Genomic DNA, 24856 nt, shown 5'->3' on the forward strand with positions numbered 1-24856 from the left:
ATCAAAATTGAGCGAATGTATCTTTAATAATGCCGACGGCCTCCATCATCTGATCCCGGTCGATAACCAACGGAGGAGTGAAACGGATGATATGGTCATGCGTCGGCTTGGCGATCAATCCGTTCTCTTTCAGCGCCAGACAGATGTCCCAGGCCACTTTCCCATCCCGCGGCACGGTGACAACAGCATTCAGAAGTCCTTTTCCCCGCACCTGGCGGATCATCGGATTGTCGATCTTCTCCATTTCGCTGCGGAAGAGGACACCCATCTCGAAAGCATTCTCCGAAAGATGCTCGTCGCGCACCACCTCAAGGGCGGCTATCGCCACGCGGGCAGCCAACGGGTTACCGCCATAGGTAGAACCATGTTCGCCCGGCGCGATCGTCAACATGATCTCATCATCCGCCAATACTGCCGAGACAGGCGTGACACCGCCGGACAAGGCCTTCCCCAAAATCAGAATGTCAGGATGGACATTCTCGTAATCGCAGGCAAGCAGTTTGCCGGTGCGCCCGATACCCGTCTGGATCTCGTCGGCGATAAAGAGGACATTGTGTTGCCGGCAAAGGTCATGGCACTTCCGCAGATACCCTTCGTCGGGGACGACCACGCCGGCTTCCCCCTGTATCGGTTCCAGCAGGAAACCGACAACGTCCGGATCGTTCAACGCCTCTTCCAATCCGCCTACATTATTATATTGCACTTTGATAAAACCGGGCGTATAAGGCCCGAAGTCCGCATACGAACCGGGATCCGTGCTCATGGAGATGATCGTGATCGTCCGTCCGTGGAAGTTCTCGCTGCAAACGACGATCTTCGCGTGCTCAGGAGCGATCCCCTTCACCCGGTATCCCCAACGCCGCGCCAGTTTGAGAGCCGTTTCGACCGCCTCGGCCCCGGTGTTCATCGGCAACAGTTTGTCATACCCGAAGAACTTGCAGGCAAACTCCATATACTCTCCCAAGATATCGGCATGGAAAGCACGCGACACCAGTGTCAACTGCTGTGCCTGGTCGGTAAGCGCCTTAATGATCTTCGGATGACAATGCCCCTGGCTCAGGGCGGAATAGCCGGACAGGAAATCAAAATACCGTTTTCCTTCCACGTCCCAAACATAAACTCCTTCTCCTTTCCGGAGAACGACAGGCAGGGGATGGTAGTTGTGCGCACCATACTTCCCCTCACGGGTGATGTAATCTTCCGGTCTCATCTTCTTTCAGATTTAAAATTAGCAGACTGTAAGCGTTTCTTACGTCCTTGTTCCAAAGGTACGGAATAAAGCTTACATTATGTCATGCAAAAGAGTATGTTAAGAAACATACGTTAGTGCCATTCCTTTCTGTCGTTTCCTGCATAGGTAACTCTCGTTTCCTACCGAGGAAATTATCGTTTCCTGCCGAGGGAATTTCAGTTCCCTGCTGGGGAAATTCCGGTTTCCTTTAGGAGGAAACTGGAATTGGCTGGTTATCAGTGCCAATCAATGCACAGCTTGAGATCCGTTTTTTTACTTCATCCAAAGTGTTTCACTTACTTCTATTTTATCCATAAACCAGGGGAATATGTTGTCCAAATGGTATTGTTTTGTCCTGTAACCCATATATTTTGGAAAAATTACAGGTATTTTTTCTTGTCGATTCGGAAAACCTATTTACCTTTGCAACGATTCCGTAGTGGGCAGCGGCTCACAGGGCGCGGGGTCAATTACATATTGTAAGCATTTTACGGAGATTATTCCTTACATGAAAATCTGCAAAATTTTTAGCACAATGGGATAATGGACAGTAAATGCTTGCGCTGGTTACGTATAAATTCATCTACCATTCTTATGGGAAAATTGTTTTATATCGTATAAGGCGCGGGCTATTGTTCTATTATTATTGTGCGGGCTTTTGCAGATGCCTCATGTTTGATAATAAACAATAGACCCGCGTTTTTTTTATGCCCGTTCATAATCATTCGCGGGGAGTTGTTTTCCCCTTCGTGAAATTAGTTGTTGGATTTTCAAACACTATTTTATTAACAATTAATTTTTAATGATTATGAACAAGAGATTTTCTACTCTTTTGGCTGCCGCACTGGTAGCAGGTGGGATGTCTGCAAATGCACAAACGGCAATTTCCGGTACAGTGATCTCTGACCAGATTTATTCTGTTCCGGCACGCAATTACATGTTGCAGACTTCTACTTTTAGCAGTGGTAACATTGCACAAGTAATTTCAGTGGATGATGCCGCTGAGAATGCAAAAGTTATAACTGCCGATGCTGCAAATGTAAATGCCCAACTTTGGACAATCAAAGTAACGACCGTATCCGGTTCAAACCGTTTTGTTTTGGTAAACAAAGCAAATGGAACAACACTTTCTTTCGATCCCAAGAGTGCTATCGCTGCTGATGCAAGCGGTAATGTAGCCTCTCCTGCAGCAGGAAGCAAGGCATTCTCTTTGGTTGAAGCAAGCAATGACACGGAATGGACTTGGTATTCTGCTCCCAACGCTACATCTGAATTAACAAGTGCCAAAGCTATTGTAAGCGCTTTCCGTGCAGACTCTTCTATGGCTGTGGCTGTTCAGAATGGTACAGGCTTGTTGTATGCTTATAAATATGCAAATAGCAAACCTGCAACTCTCGCCGGTGGTGATGTTGCTCTGGGTCTTCAGGCTGTTATCCCGGGTACGGTTAATATGACTGCAAATGATTTGAATGTATTAGGCGAAGCTCCTAATAAATACTTTACTTTGAGCACTAATAAGACCGGCTTAGTAGGTGGAGACCAATTGATTGGACGTAAATTCCAAGCAGTGGCAAGCTCTTCTACTAACGGTGCTGTATGGCTGAAAAATATCGAAAATGGAGCTGCTGTCGCTAAATATGCGTATGTAGATACGGCTTTCCATGTTGGTACAGGTACAAATACCGACACATGGTATAAATTTGCAAATACAAAAGAAGCAGGTAAATACAATCACCTTGCTGCAGAAGCTTTCGATTTTACAATCAGCCGTGACCTCTTTAAAGATAGTGTGACTATTGCTGTTCCACAAAATGCATTGAGAGAAAAAGGTACTGCCGATCCTACGACAGGATCTTTTTGGGCTACACTGCAATCAGACAATACAATTAAAACTTATACAACTGTTTCTGCTGTTAAGTTAACTGCAACAACAGAAGTATTGACTCTTTATTCAACTCCAGAAACAGAAAACTTGCTGTTTGCCGTATCTTCTCCTGAAGCAGATGAAACCCTGACTTCTGTTGAGGATGGCGTATATTTCATCAAGAATAAGAAAGGTCAGTATTTGGCTGTCCCGGTTTATAATGCATATGACGAATATAGCGGATATCCTACTTGGGTAACCGTAAACCCGGACGAACAAGATCCTGCTCACATGCCGGCCTACCAGTGGGTTGCCTTAAAAGACAAAACTTCTGATAAAGCAGCTAAAACATCTACAATCACGTTGACAAACCGTGAGTTTGCAAAGACAACTGATTGGGATGGATCAAAATATGTTGTTGTTGATAATGATTATGCAACTATCCAGTTGAGAAAAAAAGCTGGTGCAGAATTTATGTATGTTTCCGCTTATAGCAGACCGTTCACAACTTCAGATTCTTTGGCTTTCGATGCTGTTCCTGCAACAGCCTTGAGCGATACTTTGCTGGGGTATAAGAATATCGACGCCAATGACCTGTTGGTAAATCGCTACACATTCAATTACCTGCATGCTTATACAAAGGATAAGTTTATTGCTAAATCGGCAAAAGACTCTTTGGCTACAGTGTTGGATGGGAAAGCCGTATTTGCGCTTGAAGCAGATGGCGCTATCGCTGATTATGGTTACGATGTAACTAAAGCAGGAAGTCGTATCGCTGGTTTGAAACAGTTGAGAAGACAGGCTTACAAGGTATATGTCCCAGCTAAGAATGATGCTTATTTAGGTATAAACGACGAATCTAAATATGCAATTTCTGCAAATATGTATCCTTCTACATTCTTCTTCAAAGAAAATAATGACTTAACTGGTGACGATAATTGCTATCATGCAATGATCCGGTTGAGTGAGTATGTTGAGAATTCAGGAACAGTAGATGAATTTACATATCTGGGCTATTCTAAAGCCGGTGTAACCGACGATGATTTGTCTGCAACATTGAAGAACCAGGTATCATCTGAAACCAGAACTTCTGCATTCCTGATCGGCAAATACGATGCTCCTTTGTATCGTCGCTTCGATTCTGAAAAGCTGGAAGGCAATGTTGGTGATGCAGCCGATACATTGCGTTTCAAAGAAAAATATCGTAATGAATACCTGCAGGTTGAAAATAACGATAACTTCAAGGTTAAGGGCATTGATTTCTTAGGTATCTATACTCCGGACTTCACAAAAGATGGTAAATCATTCATTGTCGATACTGCATTCGTAAATCGTTGGAATGGAAACATCAAGCCGCAGTATTTGATCTCTATCGATCGCCAGGATCAGGCATTTGAAGCTGGTGACATGTGCCCGGTATGCCAGGAAATCGTAGCTAACGGCGGAACTCGTCCGGCTAACTGTCCTCATGACAAAGCAGGCAAGGCTCCGTTCCATATGGGTAAATATCTGGTGAATTTTGCAGACTCTGTGGATCACGCTGCTGCAAAACCTGCTAACTATGGTTGGAAGGGCTACACGCGTGCAGGTTTTGTGAAAGCTGTACATATGGGTGATAGCCTGTATATCCTGACCGGTCAGTTCGCTGATGTAACGTTGGCTACTTTCGATACAGCCGCTATTCACAAGGCTGTTAAGGATAATAAGTATGCTGCTGAATACATTAAGAATTTACAGGGTGACGATCATAAGTATGTAACTTGGTCAATGCGTTACCTGGATCCGAAAAATGCGGCTAACGAAGTAGAAGAAGACCGCGCATTCTTGATGGAATCTATGGCTGACGATGCTATCGCTCCTGTTGAAGGTTCTTGGTTGAAGATGCAGAATGGTTGTATCGTAATGTCTGGTACTGCTGGTGCTCCATCTACTTTCGATCAATTTACAAATGATGACGATGCTTTGATCTTCAACATTGAAAAGGGCTCTAAAGAAGACTTGGCAACTGACAACGAAACGATCGCTACATCTGAAATCGCCGTTATCGCCGGCGAAGGCCAGGTAACCATCGCTAACGCTGCCGGCAAGAAGGTGGTTATCAGCAACATCTTGGGCCAGGTAGTAGCTAATACGGTTCTTGCTTCCGACAACGCTGTAATCGCTGCTCCCCAGGGTGTGGTAGTGGTAGCCGTTGAAGGTGAAGAAGCTGTTAAGACAATTGTAAAATAATAGAAACAAAAAACAATCCCTTGCCGGGGGATTCATCCCCCCGGCAAAAGGAAGATATTTATAATCAAATAATTCTAAAATGTTTGGCCGCGTGCCGTGAAAACGGCAATTACCCTGTGACAGGCGAACAGGCGGCCGGATTTAATATTAATAATACTAAAGTATATTGAATTGAAAAGTTCAATGTAGCCGGTAACCCTGTGAAGGACGAAAGCATACAGAAAACAAGCCCCGAAGGTGATCGACATCTTCGGGGCTTCGTTGGTTCGCCCGGCATGGATGTCTTTTAAATAGAATCACCGGTGTTTGGCTAATCAGCCAAAAGCTGAATCTGCAGATTTATCGACTTTATAAATATCGGAATCAGAAAATCAGCATATAGGCTCTGTACTTGGTCTCTTTTGTGACCGGGCAGAGAGAAATATATCCTTCTCTTATTTTCCCGTCTTTCATTTCAATCGGATAGGCCTTTTTCATGAAACAATGTTGCTCGTAGGCTTCGCCGGGTTTGCTTGTGTAGGTGATGCGCATATCGCCCCGGGCGTTAGGCGCCAGGTACTTTTGGCTGATGCGCAAGGCTACCATCCCCATTGTGTAGCGCATGTTCACTTCTATGCAAGGGTGTATGGCGAATTCGCCGTCTGCTTTTCTGCGATAGACCAACATGTCCACCCCTAAGTAACCGGTATAGATGTTTCCATATATCTGCCGGATTGCCTCTCCCACAGCTTCTTTCAGTTGCTGGAATTTGTCTCCGAAGTTTTCAACAAAGAAACTTTCCAGATATGTCTGTTCGCCCAATGCATTTCCGGAATAAGCCCCTTTCTTTTCAGCTTCGAATACGGAAAGCCCTTCATAGCGTACGTTCCCGTTCCCGTCCGAATAAAACTCCATCGCGAAATCCTGGTATTTGTTCAGCGCACATTCAATGCTGACACACCCCTGTTTGTTCAGCGCCCCTTCGATCCAGACGCGGTCTTTGGCAGTCAATTTGCGTTCCGGCAACCAAAGCAGGCCCCTGCCGGAAGACGAATAGGGCGTCTTCAGCACGAAAGGCGCATTCTGGAGGATCAGGTATTTTTCCACTTCCCTCATTTTTTTGCAGAATTTAGGCGATACCGGCACATCCATATCAGGCAGGAGTTCCCGTATTTTGTCCAGACATTCGGCTGCTGCCTGACGATTTGTCAACCGGACATATTCTTCTTTCCATTCCGGGATCGTAAGGTTCAGGTTGCCGCTCTTCCGAAGCTTTTCAAAAAAGGAATGGCTATGCGGAGAAAGTCCCCAGGGAGCAGCTTGCATTTCGGGCAGTCCGTTCTGCTGCTTTTCGATCTCCTTGCGTGAGATCAGCTTGGCAAACGGCCTGAACTCCTTAGGCTGTAGGGAGAAGAAACGCGGTGAAGCGATCTCTTCCGTAAAGACAAGATCCTCCGGGTCCGCGTACCAGACCGGAAGATAGGATAACTCCCTGATCATCCTTTGCACGTTTGCGGGCGGAGTGTAATTTTCAGAGCCTTGTAGTATGGCGGTTTCGTGTCCCGGGTTAAAGAAATGTATTTTAGGTTTCATGCTATATGTATATAATAGGTATATAAATTAGGCACAAATTACACGGACCACACGGATTAATTATTTTCTTCCCGTGTAAATCCGTGTAATCCGTGCCTGATAATTTATATCGGTTTATGGAATATTGCCGTTTTATTCGAGGTTCTCGTCGATGGCGTCGATCTTTTTAATGATGAGTGCCATTTCGTCTTTTAGTTTGTCGATCTTGCGTTCCATCTCTTTGAGCAAACCGCCGCCGCCTTTGGAGGAGATGCTCAGGAACCCGATGTTGTTTTCGTAGGTTTGAAGTTCGTTCTTCATCCGTTCGTACATGCGCATCAGCTTTTCCCGTTCGCCGTAGAGTTTGCCTTTCCCCCGTTCGCCGTTGCCCATGTCGTTGAGGTTACTGCGGAAAGTCTGCATCTTGCGGTCGTTCTGGTCGACTTTGAGACGGTCGAACTGTTTGTCGACTGCTTCGTGATATTCCTTATAAATCTTATCTTTCTCTTTGAAAGGGACATGACCGATCGTGTTCCATTCTGCCATATATCCTTTCAGGGCAGCGAGTGCCTCGTCATGGTCGGCTTCGTCGATTGCGTTGATCTTTTCCACCAAAGCCTTTTTAGCCGCCAGGTTCGTTTGCTCCACGCTCCTTTGAGAAGATACATTCTTGTTCTTTTGTTCGAAGAAATAGTCGCAAGCCGAGATGAAACGTTTCCAGATCGCATCAGAATGTTTGCGGGCTACCGAGCCGATCGTCTTCCATTCTTTTTGCAAGGCGATCATCTTTTCGGTCGTGCTCTTCCAGTCCGTGCTGTCTTTTAGTGCTTCGGCTTTTTCACACAAGGCTTTTTTCAGTTCGAGATTCTTTTCCATCTCGTCCTTTATATTCTTGTAGAATTCGCTTTTGCGGTTGAAATAAACGTCGCAGGCAGCGCGGAAACGTTCGAATATCTTCACGTTCGATTTCTTCGGGGCGAAGCCGATTGTTTTCCATTTGTCCTGCAAGGCAATTACTTCCCTATTCTTTTCTTCCCAATCTTTGAATGATTTCAAAGCCGGGAAATCGATGTTTTCTATCTGTTCGCAGATGGCTGTCTTGGCCTCCAGGTTTTCCTGTTCCTTCGCTTTCAGCCCTTCGAAATGCTCCTGATGGCGTTTGTTGATGATCGTGGAAGCGGCTTTGAAGCGGGACCAGAGGTCTTCGCGCAGTTCTTTCGCTACCGGACCGATTTCGCGCCATTGCTGGTGCAGCTTCTGAAGCTGATGGAAAGCGGATACGACATCCGGTTCCGTTTGCAGTTTCTCGACGGTTTCGCAAAGAGCCGTTTTCATTTCCAGGTTCTTCTTGAAGTCGTAGTCGCGGAACTGGTTGTTTATCTTGATGATGTCGTAGAACTTCTCACTGTATATCTGATAGTTCTTCCACAGTTCGTTGACGTGCTCCTGCGGAACGGCTTTCACTTCTTTCCATCTCTGCTGGATGTCCTTGAAGTCGTTATATAGTTTATTGAAATCTTCCTGGCTTTCGGTCAATGCTTTCAGCTGGTCGATGAGTTGGAGTTTCAAGGCGTAATTGGCCGCTTTAACCCGTTCTTCCTCGGCAAGGATGGCAGCCCGTTTTTCTTTGTAGACGTTGAGCAGTTCTTTGATCCTGCTTTCGGCTTCGTCTTCGGGGGCGACAAAATCCTTTTCTTCACCACCGGCCGTAAGGAATGCTTTCTTCAATTCGTCCACTTCGCTCCGGTGGATTTTGTAATAAGCCTGTTTGAGTGCTTCCACCTCGTTGCGTGTCGCGTCTGCTGCCGCTTCCACCAGACCGTTCAGTTTCTCCAGAATTTCTTCTTTCGACAATTTTCCCGCAGCCGCAACAGTCTCTTCACCTGCCGCAGCTTCGTCCGTTTTGACTGCTGCTTCAGATGTTTCTTCTGCTGCAACTCCGGCGTCCGGTGTTTCGTTTGTTACAACTTCCTCCGCCGTGTTTTCCGGTGTTGTTTCCGGAGCCTTAGTTTCTTCCAATTTGCCGTTTTCTTCAGTCGGCAAATTAGTTTCGTGAGTGTCCTTCATATTCAATCGCATTTAGGAAAAGGATAAATGTATCCTATATCAAGTCACAAATTAAAGTAAATATTTTGGGATTACAGCATTTGGAAGCAAATAATTTGCAGGTAGATGTTAAATTAGGCACAGATTACACGGAAAACACGGAAAGAAAATAAATTTGTCCGTGTTTTCCGTGTAATCCGTGCCTCAAATATAATCCGTGTTTGAAATTATCCTAAGAACGAGATCAGTACGCCGGCGGCTACGGCTGAACCGATAACGCCGGAGATGTTGCTGGCCATGCAATATTGAAGTACATGGTTCTTGGGATCGTATTTCAATGCTATTTCATTCGCGACACGTGATGCCATCGGTACGGCGCTCAGTCCGGTCGCCCCGATCAGCGGGTTGATCTTCTTCTTCGTAAAAAGGTTGAACAGTTTGACGAAGAAGATACCTCCCGCAATGGAAAGGGCGAACGCGAGGAAGCCCCCGATTACGATACCGATTGTCGTGAAGTTCAGGAATGCTTCGGCTGTCATGGTTGCACCGACCGATAACCCTAAAAAGATGGTCGCTGCATTCATAATGCTGTTGGATGCGGCATCGAAGAGGCGGAATGTATTGGTCCCGATCTCCTTTACCAGGTTACCGAACATCAGCATACCGATCAAAGGAACTGCGCTCGGAACGAACAGGGCCACGACCGTCGTCACCACAATCGGGAAGATGATCTTCAGAACGCGCAGGTTCTTGATCTCTGTCGTCGACGGGTATTTCTTTTCCTGCTCTTTCATATTGATACAGAGTTCTTTCTTTGAACAGAAAAGCTTGACTACCAGTGGGATGATAACCGGAACCAACGCCATATAGGAATAAGCCGCAATGGCGATCGGGCCTAACAGGTGAGGAGCCAGTTTGATGGTCGTGAAGATGGCAGTCGGTCCGTCCGCTCCTCCGATAATGCCTAAGGCAGCGGCTTCTTTCGGGGTGAATCCCATCAGGATGGCTACCAGCAAGACGGTGAAAATACCTAACTGGGCAGCCGCTCCGAAGATAGACAGCCGCAGGTTACGCAGCATCGGCCCGAAATCCGTCAGTGCTCCCACACCCATAAAGATGATAGGAGGGAGGAACCCGGTCTTGATCAGCATGTAATAGATGAAGTTCATCAGTCCCAGCTCGTGTGCAATGTCGTGAAGCGGCATTTCCCAGATGTTCTTCATCACTCCGTGCACGTTGATCAAGCCGTTTTCGTCAGCCTGTATCACGCCCATGTCGCCTCCGGGAAAGTTCGCAAGCAGCACGCCGAACGCGATCGGAACGAGCAGCAATGGCTCATACTGCTTTTTTATACCTAAATAAAGCAGTATGAACGCTATGGCATACATGATCAGGAACTGCGGTTCAGCTATGATATTGCTGAACGCAGTCATCTCATACAGATTTTGAAATATCTCGTTCATTCCTGTATCGTCATTAATACGTCATCTTCAGAAACGGCGTCACCGGCAGCCGCACAGATAGCGGTAACGGTTCCGCCAAATTCGGCACGTACGGCGTTGTACGTTTTCATGGCTTCCACGTAGCAGAGCACATCTCCTTCCTTTACGACATCTCCCACTTTTACAGGCGTGTCCGAAGCGCCTTTCACCAGGAAGAATTTACCTTCCAGCGGCGAGAGCACTTCTTTGCCGGCACCGGCCGGAGCAGCTGCGGGTGCAGGTGTTGCGGCAGGAGCGGATGCTGTTTCCGCAGGGGCGGCCGCGTTTGCTGTGTCTCCGAAGGCAACGGTCACTTTGTAGGCCTGTCCGTTCACATCGACGGTCATGACCTGGGGTGTTGTCGGCAGGGCCATGGTCACGTTGGCAGGGGCGGATGCCGCGGATGCGGGCGTAGTGGCGGCAGGTTGGGCTGCAGTCTGTTTTTCCGCTCTTTTCTTGGCTACGTCGGCTTTGAATTCCACTTTGGCTTTTCCTGAACGGTAGGCTTCATACTGTGCCGGATGCATCGCATATTCGAACAGTTCTTCGTCGTCTTCGCCCGTTTCCCATTGTTTTTCGTTCATCAGCTTGCGATACTTGTCGAGCGCGTCCGGGTAGTTGTCCTGCGGATTCCCTTCGAAAAACTCACGGCCTTCGGCTTTCGCCTTCTCGATGATTTCCGGCGCCAACGGGCCCGGCAGGCGTCCGGCCTTGCCCAAGATCATGTCCCAGATGTCGTCGGCGATCATGCTCCAGCGGGCTTTCCCCTTTTCCATCTGCATCACGTTCATGAGCGCCAGGTTCTTGACATACTGGCTGAACGGGGTCACCAATGGGGGGTAGCCGACACGCGGCCATACATAAGCCACTTCGTCGAACAGCTTGATCAGCAGCTGGTCCTGGCTCATGAGCGGCTTGTTGTTCTTGATATTGTTCTTGTTGATCGTCTCCAGGTTCTTTTCGAGGTCTGACATCAGGCTTCCCATCATGCCGCCCGGCAGTCCCGGACCGATCAGCAACGAGTTCATCAGGCGGTTCTTCGGACTGATATACAAACCGAGGAAATCATCCATGAATTCCTGGATCAGGCTGCGGACTTTCATATAAGCCTCCATGTTGATTTCCGGCACTTTGTAGCCGGCATCCTTCAACATCGCCTGTACGGTCAGCAGGTCCGCATGGCCTGTGCCCCATGAAAGCGGTTCCATGCCTACATCGATGTAATCGCAACCGGCGTTGCATACTTCCAGGATCGAAGCCACGTTGAATCCGGGGCCGGCATGGCTGTGGTACTGGACCGGGATTTCCGGATGTTTTGCCTTGATGTTGGCCACGATCTGTCCTAATGAATGCGGACGGCCGATGCCGGCCATGTCCTTGATGCAGATTTCATCCGCTCCCAGTTCGATCAGTTCCATTGCCATCTTGGTGTAATATTCGACCGTATGGATGGGCGAGTGGGTGATGCACAACGAACATTGCGAGATCATCCCTGCCGCTTTCGCATACCGGATGGAAGGGGCGATGTTGCGTACGTCGTTCAATCCGCAGAACGTACGGGCGATATCTGTTCCCTGTGCTTTTTTTACCTGGTAGAACAACTGGCGAACGTCGTCAGGTACGGGACTCATGCGCAGGCCGTTCAGTGCGCGGTCCAGCATATGGGTTTGTATGCCGGCCTCATGGAACGGTTTCGTCCATTCGCGTACGGCTCTGTTTGGGTTTTCACCGAATAATAAGTTTACTTGTTCGAATCCTCCGCCATTGGTCTCTACGCGGGCGAAACATCCCATCTCGATAATGGCCGGTGCCACCCGTGTTAGTTGGTCTACGGTGGGGACATATTTTCCGGCAGATTGCCACATGTCACGGAAGACCAAACTAAATTTGATTTCTCTTTTCATGATAAATTATATATAATTACTCTTACAACTTCTCGATCTTGACGACTTTCCCTTTTCCCCCCGTCACGACACTGACCGCCGATACGATGGCGGCGGTTGTCTGGTTCGTAATGCCGGTAGCCGGTACGGATGCCGCCGCTTGCCTTTGTGGTGTCACTTGTTTTTTTACAATAATCTCTTCGGGCGCATATTTGTTTACCAGTACGATCAGGCCCTTCCCAAGATTGATAACGATCAGCAGGATAGCGAAGACAGTGGTCATTCCCACGATCATTAGCAAAAGTCCAGTTTCTATGTTTTCCATACTCATTAATTGACGGGAAAGCGTGCGTTTGGTGTGGCTGGCACAATCCTTCCCAAGTTAAAAATTCAGCTACAAAATTATGAAATTGTCTGAAATTCACTTATAGATTCTTCATAAAAAATATGAAAAAGGTTCGGACTTTTCGTATCTTTGCCTCCCTGAAAACAATTTGTAATTAAATCATGGGAAACTTCTTTAAATCATTATTTTCTTCTTCTAAGGCGACAACGCCCGAAGAAGAGAAAAGCAAGAACGATCAGAAAAATTTCGATATTCTGAAATACGACGGTGTCCGCGCCCAGAAGATAGGCCAGGTGGCGTATGCCATCAAGTGTTTTACCGGAGCGTTGAAGTTGCAGGAGGATTTCGAGACGATGACTTATCTGGTCGCTGCCTATACGACGGCGAATAAGGCGGATGAAGCGCTCGAAGTGCTGAACCGCATGGTGGAGCTTGAGCCGGACCATATCAATACGCTTCTGACGCGTGTGAACGTGCTTTTCATGCTGGACAAGGATGCGGACGTGATTGCCGATTGCCGGCATATTCTCGAACTGGAAGAGACGAACCATTTGGCCTGGTTCCTGATGGGGAAAGCGAAGCGGACGACTTCCGACCCCTTAGGGGCTATTGCCGACCTGACGAAAGCGATCGCCTTGAAAGAAGATTTCACGGATGCCTATCTGATGCGTGCCCGGATATTGTTGTCGATGCAGCAGGCAACCGAAGCGCTTCCCGATGTGGAAAAGGCCATCACGCTGGCTCCGGAAGAAGAAACATCCTACTTGCTGCGCGGCCGTATCCATGAAGCGATGGGCAATATCGACGCTGCTGCGGCCGATTACCAGAATGTGTTGGAGTTGAATCCGTTCAATGACGAGGCGACGTTGCTCGTCGGCCAGCTCCTGATCACGCAGGAACGTCTGGATGAAGCCATTACTTTCTTCGACGAAGCGATCGACCTGAAACCCGATTTCGGCAAAGCATACGCCGAACGGGGCCGTGCCAAGAACCTGAAAGGAGACAAGGATGGCGCCTTCGAAGATCTGAAAAAGTCCATCGAACTGAACCCCGAAGGCGACGAAGCCCGGAAGCTGGAAGGGCAGCATACGAATTTCAACGATATGTACAAGGGCGGGATCTTCTGAGAAGGATGATGCAGATTTTACAATAACCCCCTGTTTTTTCTATTTCAACCCGAAAACCGAACCTTTTCGGGTTGTCTTTTTGTAAGCGGGCCGGAACATTTTGTGACGTGCAGGCAGCACGTCTGCGCGGTTCGTCTCCGGTACATGTGTTTTTGTCAATCCGAATCTTGTTTTCCTTGACAATCCGGTAAACCTTAACTTCCGGAGAGTCGAATATCCGGATCCTGCTTGGGGATGGTGCAGGAATATGGAACGTATAAAGAGCCCGGTCGCAGGGAGGCCGGCAGCTCTTTCCCGTGACGACCGTCTTCATCGCGCTGGCGACCGTCTTCGTTGCCATGACGACCGTCTTCATGCAGGGTGAACTGCGCACTTCAGAGCCATGAAGACGGTCGTCATGGGAATTTTCTGCGCACCTCGCGGAAAATACCTCCGGAAATGTTTGTTGCCGCTGCTGGAGAAACCTTTTGGAAAGGTGGTTTTGACAGCTTTTTTCTTGTTTCTATGGGCGTTTTTTACAATATCCCCAGGCTTTCTCCGATATTTTTACCGGTTCAGCGTCAGGTCGGTTTCTCTTAAAAATAAAACTTATTGTCATTCCTGGCTTATTGTACGGTTTTTCAAAATACCCGTTAGTCTGAATCGAAACTGTAGCGCATGAAATTAGGATTTCTACCCCATATTTTTCAAATTACACGCAGGGGTAATATTTTTTAAGAAACTTGTATTTCTGCAAGATGTTGAATAACAGAAAAATACAAATATATGCCTTTTGAAGGGGGTTATTGTGCGTTTTAACGTCTTTCGAAGTCTGGTGTTCTGTGTTTCTTAGACCTCTTCAGGATTGCTTATTATAAGCTGATAGCCGGTTCCCCGACAAGATTTGATTTGGATAAATGGCATGGGGGCCAAGCTTTCCCGCAAGCGCACAATAGCAGCAGAGACCGCATCGCGTTCCGCATTTACCGATCTTTTCCTTTTTTAAGGCATTTCCGAGGATTTGTGAATAGATAATTTGAGGCGCTATCACTGATTGTTGAGAATTAATCAGATGAGTAAACAGCTTCAGGCCTTGCCCGCTTAAAGTCACATGTAGGTTTTTGTATTTCAAGATGCCGCTTTTCTTGTCGAACCGTAATCCGAAAGGTAAGGTCCCTTCTTTGGAAAAAGAACGGACAAAAGCGACAACCGGCTTCTCTACAATTTTTGTTTCTACAACTTTCTTTTCAAGCAATACCGCGTTTAGTTTTTTTATTCCCCATTTATAACTGCCGTATAAAATTCCGACAAATAAACCATAAAAGAGTAAAAAGAGAAGGATGGAATCTGCCCGTTTTAAAATAAAGGAAAGCGGAATTTGCACAAATGCTTGTAATTCTATATTGTCTTCTATATTTTTATTCTTCCGATATATAACAGGCTTCAAAGCGGTAGCTTTTTTCATAAAAAGGCTATCGGTGTAACTTATCGTTGTTTTCTCTTTACGCTTACAACGCACCGCTGTTTGTGATTCCATACCTAAATCTGCAAGTCTGGCGCGAAAAAGGCTATCCAGGAAAATACGGTTCGGATCATTCAGAGACAGATAGTCCTGGTCACACCATCTTTCTTTTTCTTCATAGGAAATAGAGTCCGATAATAATAATGTCCCTCTATTGGTTCTTATCGGTATGGAACCCAATCGGGTGTTCATTTCTTTACTGATAGCCTCTTGAAAAGTAGCAGAGGCTTCAGTGAAAATCTTTTTACGGCATGAAAGGAATCCATGCCAGACCATTATCAAACAAAACAAAGTCATACACATATATAATAATATGCATAGTCTTTTAAAAAAAAGGATTTTGTCTGTATGTCTATTCTCTTCTTGCATGTTGCAAAAATATAAAAAATGGACATCTATATAGGCTTTTCTCTTCAGATATATGTAATTCAAGTCCGAAGAAAACCTACAGAAAACCTACAAGAAGTCAGGAAATGGCATTCTATTCATCTGGGTAGTAGCGAATTGTAAAATATGTGGCACAAGCCTATTGACATCCGAATTATATATCCCTACATTTGCCTCAAAAACAAAAGTTATGAAAAAAAGAGTTTTAGCAGTAGTAATTGTTTTGGTTTGTTTGGGTGGAGTTGCTTGTATCAAGACATTGTCGACATCATCTGTCGGCTTGCCTCAATTGGCATTTGATAATATTGAGGCTTTGGCGTCCGGTGAGAGTGATACTTATAGATGTTACGGAACAGGCGACGTCGATTGTCATGGTTATAAAGTAGATAAGATGTATAGTGACTATAGTTTAAAATGACATGAGAATCTTCCTATACATATTATTAATAGGAATAAGTACATTAATCTCCTGCAGTGGTTCACCCGATTCCCTTTACCCTCGGTATACAACTTTTCCTGATGAGAAAATGGTAGCCACGCAGGAGATTTCTATTGATTCTGCCTTTTTCCGTTATCCCTACCGGGTAGCGGTAAAAGACAGTATCGCTGTCATCATGGATTTACATAATGACAGCCATTACTTTTACGCTTTTACTTATCCGGAGTGGAAGCCGATCGCACCGTTCGGAAAGCGTGGAGAGGCCCCCGGAGAAATGCTTTCGGCAGAGATGTTCCAGTTTTCTGCATTGGATTCAGTCTGGACATTGGATGCTAACCGGATGCTGATCACGCGCTGGTCTGTCTCTCCGACGGGCAAGACCGTTTTGCGCAAAGAGGAAATAAGATTAGATAAAACATTAGTTCGCTCTTTAGATTTCTATCGTACAGATTCAGCCTTTCTGATCACAGACTACTTAGGTGATTTTCGTTATCACAAAGTCAGTCATAGTGGTAAACCGATCAAAAACATAGGTAAAATTCCCACCGAAATCAGCTATGAGCAAGATATTCATCCCGCCTTAGCACAAGCTTGGCGTAGCTTTACCGATTACAACCCGAAAAACGGGATATACGCGATGGCGACCCAATTGGGAGAAGCCCTTGAAATATACAATCTGAAAACTCAAACTCATAACGTTATATACGGTCCTGCCGGAGAACCCCAATTCATTGCAAAAGGAGGCGAAGGATTCCCGACCGGCATCAAAGGGTTTGTGGACATACAAGTCACAGACGATTATATTTATACTGTTTTCGATGGGATGTCCTGGAAAGAGCGGGACAAATTTTACGAACGCGGCATGTCTGCTCCCAAAGGAGGCCATTTCCTTTACGTGTTCGATTTGGCAGGAAACCCGGTTCGAAAATATACGCTCGACAAAAATATTTTAGGCATCCATATCAACGAAAAAACAAACACCGGAATTGCGACCTGCGCGGAAAGCGATAATCCGATCGTGACATTCAAACTATAACAAGAAAATGAAACAACTGCTCTACATATTATTCCTATTATTTTTGTTAGCCGCTTGCCGGGAAGACAAGAAAGAACAATTCGCCCGTCTGGTTCAGGAATGGCAAGGGAAAGAGATCGTCTTTCCGCAGGATATGGCTTTCACCCGTTTCGTAACCGAACAGGTGGAATACCGGATACCCGATGCAGAATATAAAGTGCTGATTTATGTCGATTCAACAGGTTGCACCAGTTGCAAATTGCAACTGCCGAAATGGAAAGAATTGATCGCCCATGTCGATTCGGCAACAAACAGCAACATCCCGTTCATCTTCGTTTTCCAGTCGAAAGACGACAAAGAGTTGCGATATATCCTGAAACGCGACAACTTCGACCGTCCGGTCTGCATCGATCGGGACAGTCGGTTGGACAAGTTGAACAAATTTCCACAAGATATCACTTTCCAAACATTCCTGCTTGATCAGGACAACAAGGTGAAAGTGATCGGCAATCCGGTGCATAACTTGGCAGTTAGGGATTTGTATCTGAAACAGATGATCGGTATGCGAGACAAAGAAGTGTTGCTAACGACCACCCTCGAACCGGAAAAAGCAGAATATAATCTGGGAATGGTTAAAGAGGGAACAATCAAGAAGCAGACGGTTACAGTCCGGAATACCGGAACGAGCGTCTTCAAGTTGAAAGGTTTCACCACCTCTTGTGACTGCACCGAAGCGACTTGCGACTGGAAAGAACTACAACCGGGAGAGAGCGGAACGATCACGGTCAGCTACGAAGCGGAACAGCCGGGAGATTTTTACCGAACGGTAGATATTTATGGGAACCTCCCGAACAACTCACTGATGGTGAGTTTTATCGGGACAGTAGAATAAAGCAATTAACGGGAAAAAGAAAGGAGTTCCTGCCTACAGCCTCACAAACTTCAGCAGAAACTCCCGGATTTTTCCTCATTCAATAACAAATAAAGAAGGAGGTAACGGCAAAAGTAGTAAATTTGGAGTAAACAACAAAAGGGTTGGGAATCACCTGTTCCGGGAAATGATACTGGGCGAAAGAGCCACAGTTAATAATAAAATGATAAATCCCTAAAAATAATAATAAAATGGGAACAAAAATTTTGGGCGTTATCGCTTTTGCAGCGATCGCCGCAGTAGCCGGCTGGAACTACCAGCAAAACAAACAAAGTGTTGAACTGTCGGACTTGGCATTGGCTAACATAGAAGCTCTCGCCAGTGGAGAAGGCAGCACCTCTGATTGTGAAACTTATTGCAAACCAGATGACAGATATTATTGTATTGTAGACTATGGTACTGCAGCTGTAAGTTGTCCTCAACATAGAAAAAAATAGCAATAATCACATTATGTAATGCAAAAAGAAAGAAGCTGTTTTGATTCTTTCTCTTAATGATTTTGAGATAGATTTTTGAATCATATCCATTGTCCAGATGAGGAAAAAATCAAAACAGTCTCTAAGTTTAGTTTTTTACAAAAAATCAGATGTGTCTTTTTATAAAAAATAATATGAAACCGATTTTTTTTAACATTATAGCCTTGTTTTCGTTTGGGTTTATTGCTTGCCAAGATCACTCATCGACATTTAAGAATGCGAGAACTTTTGATTTAAACAGTTTTTCTGTCACAAAGGAGCTAAAAGGCGTGTCTCATACCTTTAATGACGAGATCATGAAGCCGATCCGATTACAAGTCTATGATTCGCTTTTAATTACAATTAATGTAGGAGAAAATAAATTATTAACTGTTTTCAACTTAAATACCTATACGAAAATAGGCAACCGTATTAATCTGGGAGACGGACCGCTTGAAATGTTTCAACCCAATTTTATTAAGGGAGATGGTAAGAATCTCTCTCTTTATGATATGGGGAAAAGCACGATATTCAGATATGATATATCTGATTTTGTCCGTAATGCGGATCCTATTCCTGTAAAACAAATAAAACTATCCCAGAACATATTCAATGATGTGGTGTTTGACGGAGATGACAATATCATTGCTCCTGTTTACCGAGATCAAAGCCTGTTTTCCATATTTAATCAAAAAGGAGAAAAAGTAGGCAATTTCGGAGCATATCCTGAGTCCGGCCTCCAACTGACAGACGCAGAGAAACGAGAGATGTTTCAATTTACTTATGCCTCCAATTCGAACGGAAAAATGGTATTGTGCTATAGTTGGAATGACTTAATCGACATTTATAACGAAGAAAAACAGTTGGCATGTAGAATACATGGACCGATTCAATTTACTTCCTCTTTTAAGGAGTTCCAAGACGGGGAAGTCTCTTCCGCCCATCCGGAACAAGGAAAACAAATAGATGCCTACTATAATCCTGTTGCCGTCGATGATGTCTTTTTTGTATTATTCAACGGCAATTTTGTTGACGATGAGAATTACACCAACCGGAGTAATCAGATATTTGTTTTCGATTGGGATGGAAAGCCATTAGAACGGCTGATTTTGGACAATGGTATCATATCTTTCACTGTTAACTCTCAAAAGAGGAAAATCTATGGGATCAGTGATATGCCCGAATATCACATTGTGGAATTTGAATATTAACTTCAGGTCTAAAAAAGCATCAGCAAAACTATTGGACTTTTTTCATTCGATAAACAAATACAGAAGAAGGTAACGGCAAAAGTAGTAAATTTGGAGAAAGTAAAAAAGGAGTGGCAATCGCCCATCCCGGGAAATGATACCGGGTAAAAGAACCAAAACAATTAATAGAATAATAAATTCCTAAAAATAATACGAAAATGGGAAAGAAATTTTTTGGCGTAATCGCTTTTGTTGTGATCGCCGCCGCCGCAGGTTGGAACTACCAGCAAAATAAACAAAGTGTTGAACTGTCGGACTTGGCATTGGAGAATGTCGAGGCATTGGCAAGAAATGAAAGTGGAAAGAACAATAAGGCATTGGCTCAAAAGGCGAATGGAGAATACTGTTGTACTCCTTTAAACGGTAATAACTGTACTCAATCACCAGCTTGTTAGAATGTTAATATTAGAGATATGTCAGAATTTAATTCGCAGATAATGTCTTATAAGATAAATTTTGGCATATCTTTTTGAATACTTCTAATCATCAAATTATTTCAAATGAGAAAGTCTATTTTTTTTCATGATCAACAGAGAGTCTGGCTCCTTGTTTGTTGGGTCTTTATCACATTTGGTTGCCTTCCTGAGGAACAGAGGCTTACATCCGTTCCTGCCATAGAAGTAGACATAGCTTCAGATACAGAGTTGAAATTGTCAGAATACTTTGAGAATTTTCGAATGCTCAAGCTTCCGACGGATACTCTTATGGGGGAAATAGAGAACATTAAGTGTGAAAATAATAAAATTTATATCTCTGATGGACTAACTCTTTTTGCTTTCTCCGAAGAAGGAGAATTAGCCCTTTGCTTAGAGAAAAGAGGTGAAGCTCCAGATGAATATTCTGGGATTTCAGATTTTGTGATAGACGGTGAAAATATTATAATATTGGACAGGAATCAACAAAAAACAATAACGTATGATCATTCAGGAAATAGTATTTCAACATTTCATCTTAAGTACTATGCACAAGCTATTTCGCCGATAGTGAATAATACATTTTTTTTATATAACGGATTTGATACAAGTCACAAATTGCATCGGATTAAAAATTGGAAAGAAGATTCCGCATTTTTAGAAGTAGATAAAAACCAAACAGGATACTTGTTCATATTCGCTCATCACAATTTTTATCAAGATCATGATTCTATTTATTTTTTTCAACCGATCAATGATACTATTTACAAGTCTGTTGAAGGCGGAAATATGGATCCGCTCCTCTATATCGATTTTAAAGGGAAAAATATACCTGCATCTTTTTTCAGTGATAAGAAATATGAAAACGTTAAAGATTTCTTCGACAATTTGCATAAAAGATCTTATGCCTATGGTATTTATAGTTTTATAAGGGATAAGCGATTCACGATGTTCGGTAGTTTCTATCAGAAAAATAAAAAATTGACATTATTCGACCATAAGAATAAATCATCGAATACTTTCGGTACAATTAAAGATGATGTTTATTTCAAGGGTTTGACGATCCCTATATCTCAATTTATTTATCATGCAAATAAGGATGGTTCTATCGTTGTTCCATTGGAAGCCTATTCTGTAGTTGAATGGCGGAATACATACACACCGTCTGAGCCATTTGGAAGTATAATAAATACAACAAAGGAAGATGATAATCCATTGCTTTTGATCTTCGATTTCAAACAGTAGAACCAATCACCATAAGTTTATAAACCCCTAAAATAAAACAAAAATGGGAAAGAAATTTTTTGGCATAATCGCTTTTGCAGCGATCGCCGCAGTAGCAGGCTGGAACTACCAGCAAAACAAAAATGAGGTTCAACTCTCTGACTTGGCATTGGAAAATGTCGAGGCTTTAGCTTGGGATGAGAATAAATCAAACTATCATTTGTTTCCATGTCCATCAAGTTCCGGAAATGAATGTCGTTTTAAAGACAGTGAACGTCCTGAATGTTATGGCCCAACGTATTGTAGATAACCATGTACAAATTACTATTTCATTATTTATGCATAATTTGCATTAGTATATCTTGCTCTCAGAGAAGAGAAAATATAAAGACCGTTGATAATGACTTAGTTGAAATACAGAAGGAGGAACTTTTTTTCCCTCCTTCTGACGTATTACAACTAAAGTCCTATTATTTGTCTTCTTCGGTACAAGTAGGTGCTAAACATATATTGATTGGATATAACCATAAGGAACATGCTTTGGATTGTATCGATCTTCTGGAGAAAAAAATCATTCAAATTCCGTTACAAACAAGTGGTCCTAACGCCATAACTCGTTTAACTGGAATTTTTGCATATCAAAAAGACTCCATTTGGGTTGCTGATGAATCGGAATCCGTATTCCTGATTGATCCGAAAGGGAATGTGTTGAAACGTATTCAAATCCGTAATTCTTTGCAAGAAGACGAGGAATTGATCATAAATACGAATCATGCTATGTCTACAATTCGTTTGTATTACAATGCCCTGCACCAGTCACTGCTATGCACGGTAAAAGATAGGTCTGTTTCGCCACCCCGATTCAAAGTAAAAGAAATTTTCCTCGAAGAAAACCAAAAGGTAAAAACTTTCAATTTATCTCCATCTATTGCGGAACCAGACATAAGCAAAGGGTATGCGAACATGAGTGAACCGAATGTCAACTTTCGGGATGATTACATTTTATATAATTATCCGATAGAATCACATCTCTACAAGATCGATTTGAACACAGGATCTGGAAAAATGTACAAAGCTGATAGCGATTACACTTCCAATAAAGCTCAAAAGTGTAAATCCAAAACAGATTATACAGAATGGCAAAGACACGGATTTGAAAATCCTCATTTTTTTGATATCATGTATCTTCCGACATGTGATATGTATGCCCGTTTGCATGTGGATGCCATTGATTTCGGTAAAAACGAAAACCTGGAATTATTATCCAGAGAACGAGATTTTTATTTATGTCTGTTTGATAATGAGCTTAATAAAATAAAAGAAATCAAACTGCCCATAAACACATTCAATCCTTATACAGGCTGGTGTCAGCTTCATGATGGAATCCTTTTTTTTGTAGATAAAATTACAGATCAAGAGATTTCCGAAGATTTAGAAGTGCATATCTTTCATCCTGTCATGATAAAGAATGATTGAAATATAGTTTCTCCCCTAAAACAATGAATATGAGATTGCAATATAAAACAACTACAAAATATCTGTTTTTTTCGTTGCCTTTCTACTTGATGCTTTTTGCTTGCGGCTTACAAATAACCGATGTGGAATACGCTCTGCGGGAAGCCGGAGAAAACAGAGGGGAGCTTGAAGCGGTTTTGTCGCACTACGCAAAACTGGATGATCGGCAGAAACTGGAAGCAGCCCAATACCTGATTCGATACATGCCTTACCATGCTTCTTATGATAAAGGCATTGAGGACTATTATCACGCCATTGATTCTGTCGTTGCTTTATCAGAAGACAAACTTGAACAAGAAAAACATATCGAATCGCTTCGTCTTAGATTTGAAAGTAAATATAAACAAAAACGGGATATAGAGATTATCACTTCGGAGTTTCTTATTCAGTCAATCGATGAAGCTTTCAAACAATGGAGAGAATGCGAATGGGCCGAACATCTGGATTTCGAACAATTTTGTGAATATCTATTACCTTATAAATGTTTTGAAGGGCAGCCGCTTACCGAATGGAGGAATGCCTATTACGATATTTGTAAAGGAGATATTGATCTGGCATATTTGTGTGACGAGTATAAACGAAATCCAATTTTTGCAGCAACAGAAGTGAATAACCAAATGAAAAACACACCTCAAAGTTTTGGATTATTAAAGACACTTCCGATTTATGATCCTGATATCATACTGAAACTTCCTTTTTCTAATTGTGCCACGTATTGTTTAGGGGCTGTCTTAATCATGCGTAGTAAAGGAATTCCTGTCGCTTATGATTTTACGCCCAATTGGTCTACAGGTAATAATGGACATTCTTGGAATACAGTTTATACGACGCGTTTTGGAAACTTGGAGTTTGCTCCTCATACGACAGATCCGGGCACAGTTCATTATCCATATTTGAAAGTCCCTAAGATTTTCCGCAATGTGTACAAACCCAATGAAGAGTATCTGAAAATCGCAACTGAGAAATATATCCCACCCAAACTCAGGAATATGTTTATACGAGATGTTACCGCTGAATATATGCCTACGATTGACATACGTATTCCGTTGCAGGAATCATTGAAGAGTGGACAATCTCCATTTATTGCCATCTATGACGGAAATAATTGGACTCCTGTCTATTGGGGAAAAATAGCTGGTAGTCATGTGGTTTTCGAAAGAATGGGACTGAATACCTGTTATATCGCCTTGGCGTATGACTCTAATGGCAATGCTATTCCGATCAGCAAACCGTTTTTGGCTTCTGCTTCGAAGCATATCCAATTTATAGAACCAGACACTTCAGCTTTTCGTACGATCAGATTGAATCGAAAATATCCTTTGGGAGACAATGTATTTTCTATTAGAAAAAAAATAACAGGAGGTATTATCGAAACTTCTGAAAACAGGGAATTTGATCATACAAAGAAAATAGCGGAATTACCTCAAGGGAATTTAACAAATGGCACAGTGTTTCTTGATAAAAATGCCGAATATCGATATTGGCGTTTTACATCTTCTGATACAAGTCAGTGTGACATGGCTGAAATTTATTTCTATGATGAACATGATTCGATCATTCAAGGCAACATTATCAAATGTACAAATTCGATTTTTGATAAAAGCAACAACGCAGCTAATATAGCAGATGGTGATCAATTGACAAATTTCAGTGCCAAAGGAGAAGATTGGGTCGGTTTTGATTTTTGCCGGCCAGTAAATATATCCAAAATTTCGTATATTCGTCGTTGTGATGGAAATTCTATTCAGCCAGGATTGGAGTATTCTTTATATTATTGGGATAATAATAATTGGCAACTTATCAATACCAAAATAGCGAATGATGTTTTTATCGAATTTGAAAATGTGCCTCAAAAAGCCCTTTTGGCCATTAAATGCTCGCAGGGAAAGCAACAAAGAATATTCGTTTGTGATGAAGATAATAAAATTGACTGGTATTGATTGTAGCAACCTGAATATAAAATGATAT

General features: G+C 43.5%; 18 protein-coding genes and 2 pseudogenes. 12 read left to right on the forward strand and 8 right to left on the reverse strand.

What is annotated here, in order from left to right; genetic code table 11:
- Position 1: 1 nt before the first annotated feature.
- Positions 2-1210, reverse strand: a complete 1209-nt coding sequence (gene rocD, locus ACW6QF_RS09280; protein WP_298547795.1) for an ornithine--oxo-acid transaminase — start codon at positions 1208-1210, stop codon at positions 2-4.
- Between the two features lie 829 nt (positions 1211-2039).
- On the opposite strand from rocD, the gene ACW6QF_RS09285 reads away from it, so the two are divergent.
- On the forward strand, positions 2040-5324 hold the full coding sequence (locus ACW6QF_RS09285; RefSeq protein WP_456087602.1) for a DUF6383 domain-containing protein: 3285 nt from the start codon (positions 2040-2042) through the stop codon (positions 5322-5324).
- A gap of 363 nt (positions 5325-5687) precedes the next feature.
- Here the strand turns inward: ACW6QF_RS09285 and ACW6QF_RS09290 are convergent, their stop codons facing one another.
- The 6 genes and pseudogenes from ACW6QF_RS09290 to ACW6QF_RS09315 form a co-directional block, all read right to left on the reverse strand.
- Positions 5688-6896, reverse strand: coding sequence for a hypothetical protein (locus ACW6QF_RS09290; RefSeq protein WP_456087603.1), 1209 nt, complete (start codon positions 6894-6896; stop codon positions 5688-5690).
- Between the two features lie 132 nt (positions 6897-7028).
- On the reverse strand, positions 7029-8942 hold the full coding sequence (locus ACW6QF_RS09295; RefSeq protein WP_456087604.1) for a DUF349 domain-containing protein: 1914 nt from the start codon (positions 8940-8942) through the stop codon (positions 7029-7031).
- 206 nt (positions 8943-9148) lie between these two features.
- Positions 9149-10384, reverse strand: a complete 1236-nt coding sequence (locus tag ACW6QF_RS09300; RefSeq protein ID WP_298547805.1) for a sodium ion-translocating decarboxylase subunit beta — start codon at positions 10382-10384, stop codon at positions 9149-9151.
- A pseudogene (locus ACW6QF_RS09305) lies at positions 10381-10752 on the reverse strand (acetyl-CoA carboxylase biotin carboxyl carrier protein); the annotation flags it as partial. The gene ACW6QF_RS09300 and the pseudogene ACW6QF_RS09305, both read right to left, overlap by 4 nt.
- Positions 10753-10776: 24 nt before the next feature.
- Positions 10777-12306 (reverse strand): annotated as a pseudogene (locus ACW6QF_RS09310) (oxaloacetate decarboxylase); the annotation flags it as partial.
- A gap of 22 nt (positions 12307-12328) precedes the next feature.
- A complete protein-coding gene (locus ACW6QF_RS09315; RefSeq protein ID WP_456087605.1) occupies positions 12329-12610 on the reverse strand; it encodes an OadG family protein in 282 nt (93 codons plus the stop codon).
- A gap of 182 nt (positions 12611-12792) precedes the next feature.
- Between ACW6QF_RS09315 and ACW6QF_RS09320 the strand changes: the two genes are divergently transcribed.
- On the forward strand, positions 12793-13758 hold the full coding sequence (locus ACW6QF_RS09320) for a tetratricopeptide repeat protein (RefSeq protein ID WP_456087606.1): 966 nt from the start codon (positions 12793-12795) through the stop codon (positions 13756-13758).
- An 838-nt stretch (positions 13759-14596) separates the two neighbouring features.
- Here ACW6QF_RS09320 and ACW6QF_RS09325 read toward each other — a convergent pair.
- Positions 14597-15628: a hypothetical protein gene (locus ACW6QF_RS09325; protein ID WP_456087607.1), complete on the reverse strand. Its 1032-nt coding sequence runs from the start codon at positions 15626-15628 to the stop codon at positions 14597-14599.
- A 208-nt stretch (positions 15629-15836) separates the two neighbouring features.
- Between ACW6QF_RS09325 and ACW6QF_RS09330 the strand changes: the two genes are divergently transcribed.
- The 10 genes from ACW6QF_RS09330 to ACW6QF_RS09375 all read left to right on the forward strand — a co-directional run bounded on the left by ACW6QF_RS09330 (position 15837) and on the right by ACW6QF_RS09375 (position 24828).
- Positions 15837-16064, forward strand: coding sequence for an NVEALA domain-containing protein (locus tag ACW6QF_RS09330; protein ID WP_456087608.1), 228 nt, complete (start codon positions 15837-15839; stop codon positions 16062-16064).
- A 1-nt stretch (position 16065) separates the two neighbouring features.
- Entirely contained in the window at positions 16066-17121 is a 1056-nt protein-coding gene (locus ACW6QF_RS09335) for a BF3164 family lipoprotein (RefSeq protein WP_298547822.1), read from the forward strand.
- Positions 17122-17128: 7 nt separating this feature from the next.
- Positions 17129-17992 carry a DUF1573 domain-containing protein gene (locus tag ACW6QF_RS09340; protein WP_456087609.1) on the forward strand — a complete coding sequence of 288 codons (864 nt, stop codon included), beginning with the start codon at positions 17129-17131 and terminating at the stop codon, positions 17990-17992.
- A gap of 230 nt (positions 17993-18222) precedes the next feature.
- Positions 18223-18468, forward strand: coding sequence for an NVEALA domain-containing protein (locus ACW6QF_RS09345; protein WP_456087610.1), 246 nt, complete (start codon positions 18223-18225; stop codon positions 18466-18468).
- Positions 18469-18641: 173 nt separating this feature from the next.
- Complete coding sequence (locus tag ACW6QF_RS09350; RefSeq protein WP_456087611.1) at positions 18642-19697, forward strand: BF3164 family lipoprotein; 1056 nt, start codon at positions 18642-18644, stop codon at positions 19695-19697.
- A 197-nt stretch (positions 19698-19894) separates the two neighbouring features.
- Positions 19895-20131, forward strand: coding sequence for an NVEALA domain-containing protein (locus ACW6QF_RS09355; protein ID WP_456087612.1), 237 nt, complete (start codon positions 19895-19897; stop codon positions 20129-20131).
- Between the two features lie 105 nt (positions 20132-20236).
- Complete coding sequence (locus ACW6QF_RS09360; RefSeq protein ID WP_149936092.1) at positions 20237-21394, forward strand: 6-bladed beta-propeller; 1158 nt, start codon at positions 20237-20239, stop codon at positions 21392-21394.
- A gap of 43 nt (positions 21395-21437) precedes the next feature.
- Entirely contained in the window at positions 21438-21683 is a 246-nt protein-coding gene (locus ACW6QF_RS09365) for an NVEALA domain-containing protein (RefSeq protein ID WP_456087613.1), read from the forward strand.
- Positions 21684-21685: 2 nt separating this feature from the next.
- Positions 21686-22849 (forward strand): DUF4221 family protein, encoded by a 1164-nt coding sequence (locus ACW6QF_RS09370; protein ID WP_005640612.1) that lies wholly within the window; start codon positions 21686-21688, stop codon positions 22847-22849.
- 29 nt (positions 22850-22878) lie between these two features.
- On the forward strand, positions 22879-24828 hold the full coding sequence (locus ACW6QF_RS09375; RefSeq protein WP_456087614.1) for a discoidin domain-containing protein: 1950 nt from the start codon (positions 22879-22881) through the stop codon (positions 24826-24828).
- The last annotated feature ends 28 nt before the right edge of the window (positions 24829-24856 follow it).

The organism is Parabacteroides sp. (assembly GCF_977054455.1).

Bases quoted from the DNA above. Each gene is read 5' to 3' on its own strand.
- rocD (WP_298547795.1), bottom strand. From the start codon at position 1,210: ATGAGACCGGAAGATTACATCACCCGTGAGGGGAAGTATGGTGCGCAC.
- ACW6QF_RS09285 (WP_456087602.1), top strand. From the start codon at position 2,040: ATGAACAAGAGATTTTCTACTCTTTTGGCTGCCGCACTGGTAGCAGGT.
- ACW6QF_RS09290 (WP_456087603.1), bottom strand. From the start codon at position 6,896: ATGAAACCTAAAATACATTTCTTTAACCCGGGACACGAAACCGCCATA.
- ACW6QF_RS09295 (WP_456087604.1), bottom strand. From the start codon at position 8,942: ATGAAGGACACTCACGAAACTAATTTGCCGACTGAAGAAAACGGCAAA.
- ACW6QF_RS09300 (WP_298547805.1), bottom strand. From the start codon at position 10,384: ATGAACGAGATATTTCAAAATCTGTATGAGATGACTGCGTTCAGCAAT.
- ACW6QF_RS09315 (WP_456087605.1), bottom strand. From the start codon at position 12,610: ATGGAAAACATAGAAACTGGACTTTTGCTAATGATCGTGGGAATGACC.
- ACW6QF_RS09320 (WP_456087606.1), top strand. From the start codon at position 12,793: ATGGGAAACTTCTTTAAATCATTATTTTCTTCTTCTAAGGCGACAACG.
- ACW6QF_RS09325 (WP_456087607.1), bottom strand. From the start codon at position 15,628: ATGCAAGAAGAGAATAGACATACAGACAAAATCCTTTTTTTTAAAAGA.
- ACW6QF_RS09330 (WP_456087608.1), top strand. From the start codon at position 15,837: ATGAAAAAAAGAGTTTTAGCAGTAGTAATTGTTTTGGTTTGTTTGGGT.
- ACW6QF_RS09335 (WP_298547822.1), top strand. From the start codon at position 16,066: ATGAGAATCTTCCTATACATATTATTAATAGGAATAAGTACATTAATC.
- ACW6QF_RS09340 (WP_456087609.1), top strand. From the start codon at position 17,129: ATGAAACAACTGCTCTACATATTATTCCTATTATTTTTGTTAGCCGCT.
- ACW6QF_RS09345 (WP_456087610.1), top strand. From the start codon at position 18,223: ATGGGAACAAAAATTTTGGGCGTTATCGCTTTTGCAGCGATCGCCGCA.
- ACW6QF_RS09350 (WP_456087611.1), top strand. From the start codon at position 18,642: ATGAAACCGATTTTTTTTAACATTATAGCCTTGTTTTCGTTTGGGTTT.
- ACW6QF_RS09355 (WP_456087612.1), top strand. From the start codon at position 19,895: ATGGGAAAGAAATTTTTTGGCGTAATCGCTTTTGTTGTGATCGCCGCC.
- ACW6QF_RS09360 (WP_149936092.1), top strand. From the start codon at position 20,237: ATGAGAAAGTCTATTTTTTTTCATGATCAACAGAGAGTCTGGCTCCTT.
- ACW6QF_RS09365 (WP_456087613.1), top strand. From the start codon at position 21,438: ATGGGAAAGAAATTTTTTGGCATAATCGCTTTTGCAGCGATCGCCGCA.
- ACW6QF_RS09370 (WP_005640612.1), top strand. From the start codon at position 21,686: ATGTACAAATTACTATTTCATTATTTATGCATAATTTGCATTAGTATA.
- ACW6QF_RS09375 (WP_456087614.1), top strand. From the start codon at position 22,879: ATGAGATTGCAATATAAAACAACTACAAAATATCTGTTTTTTTCGTTG.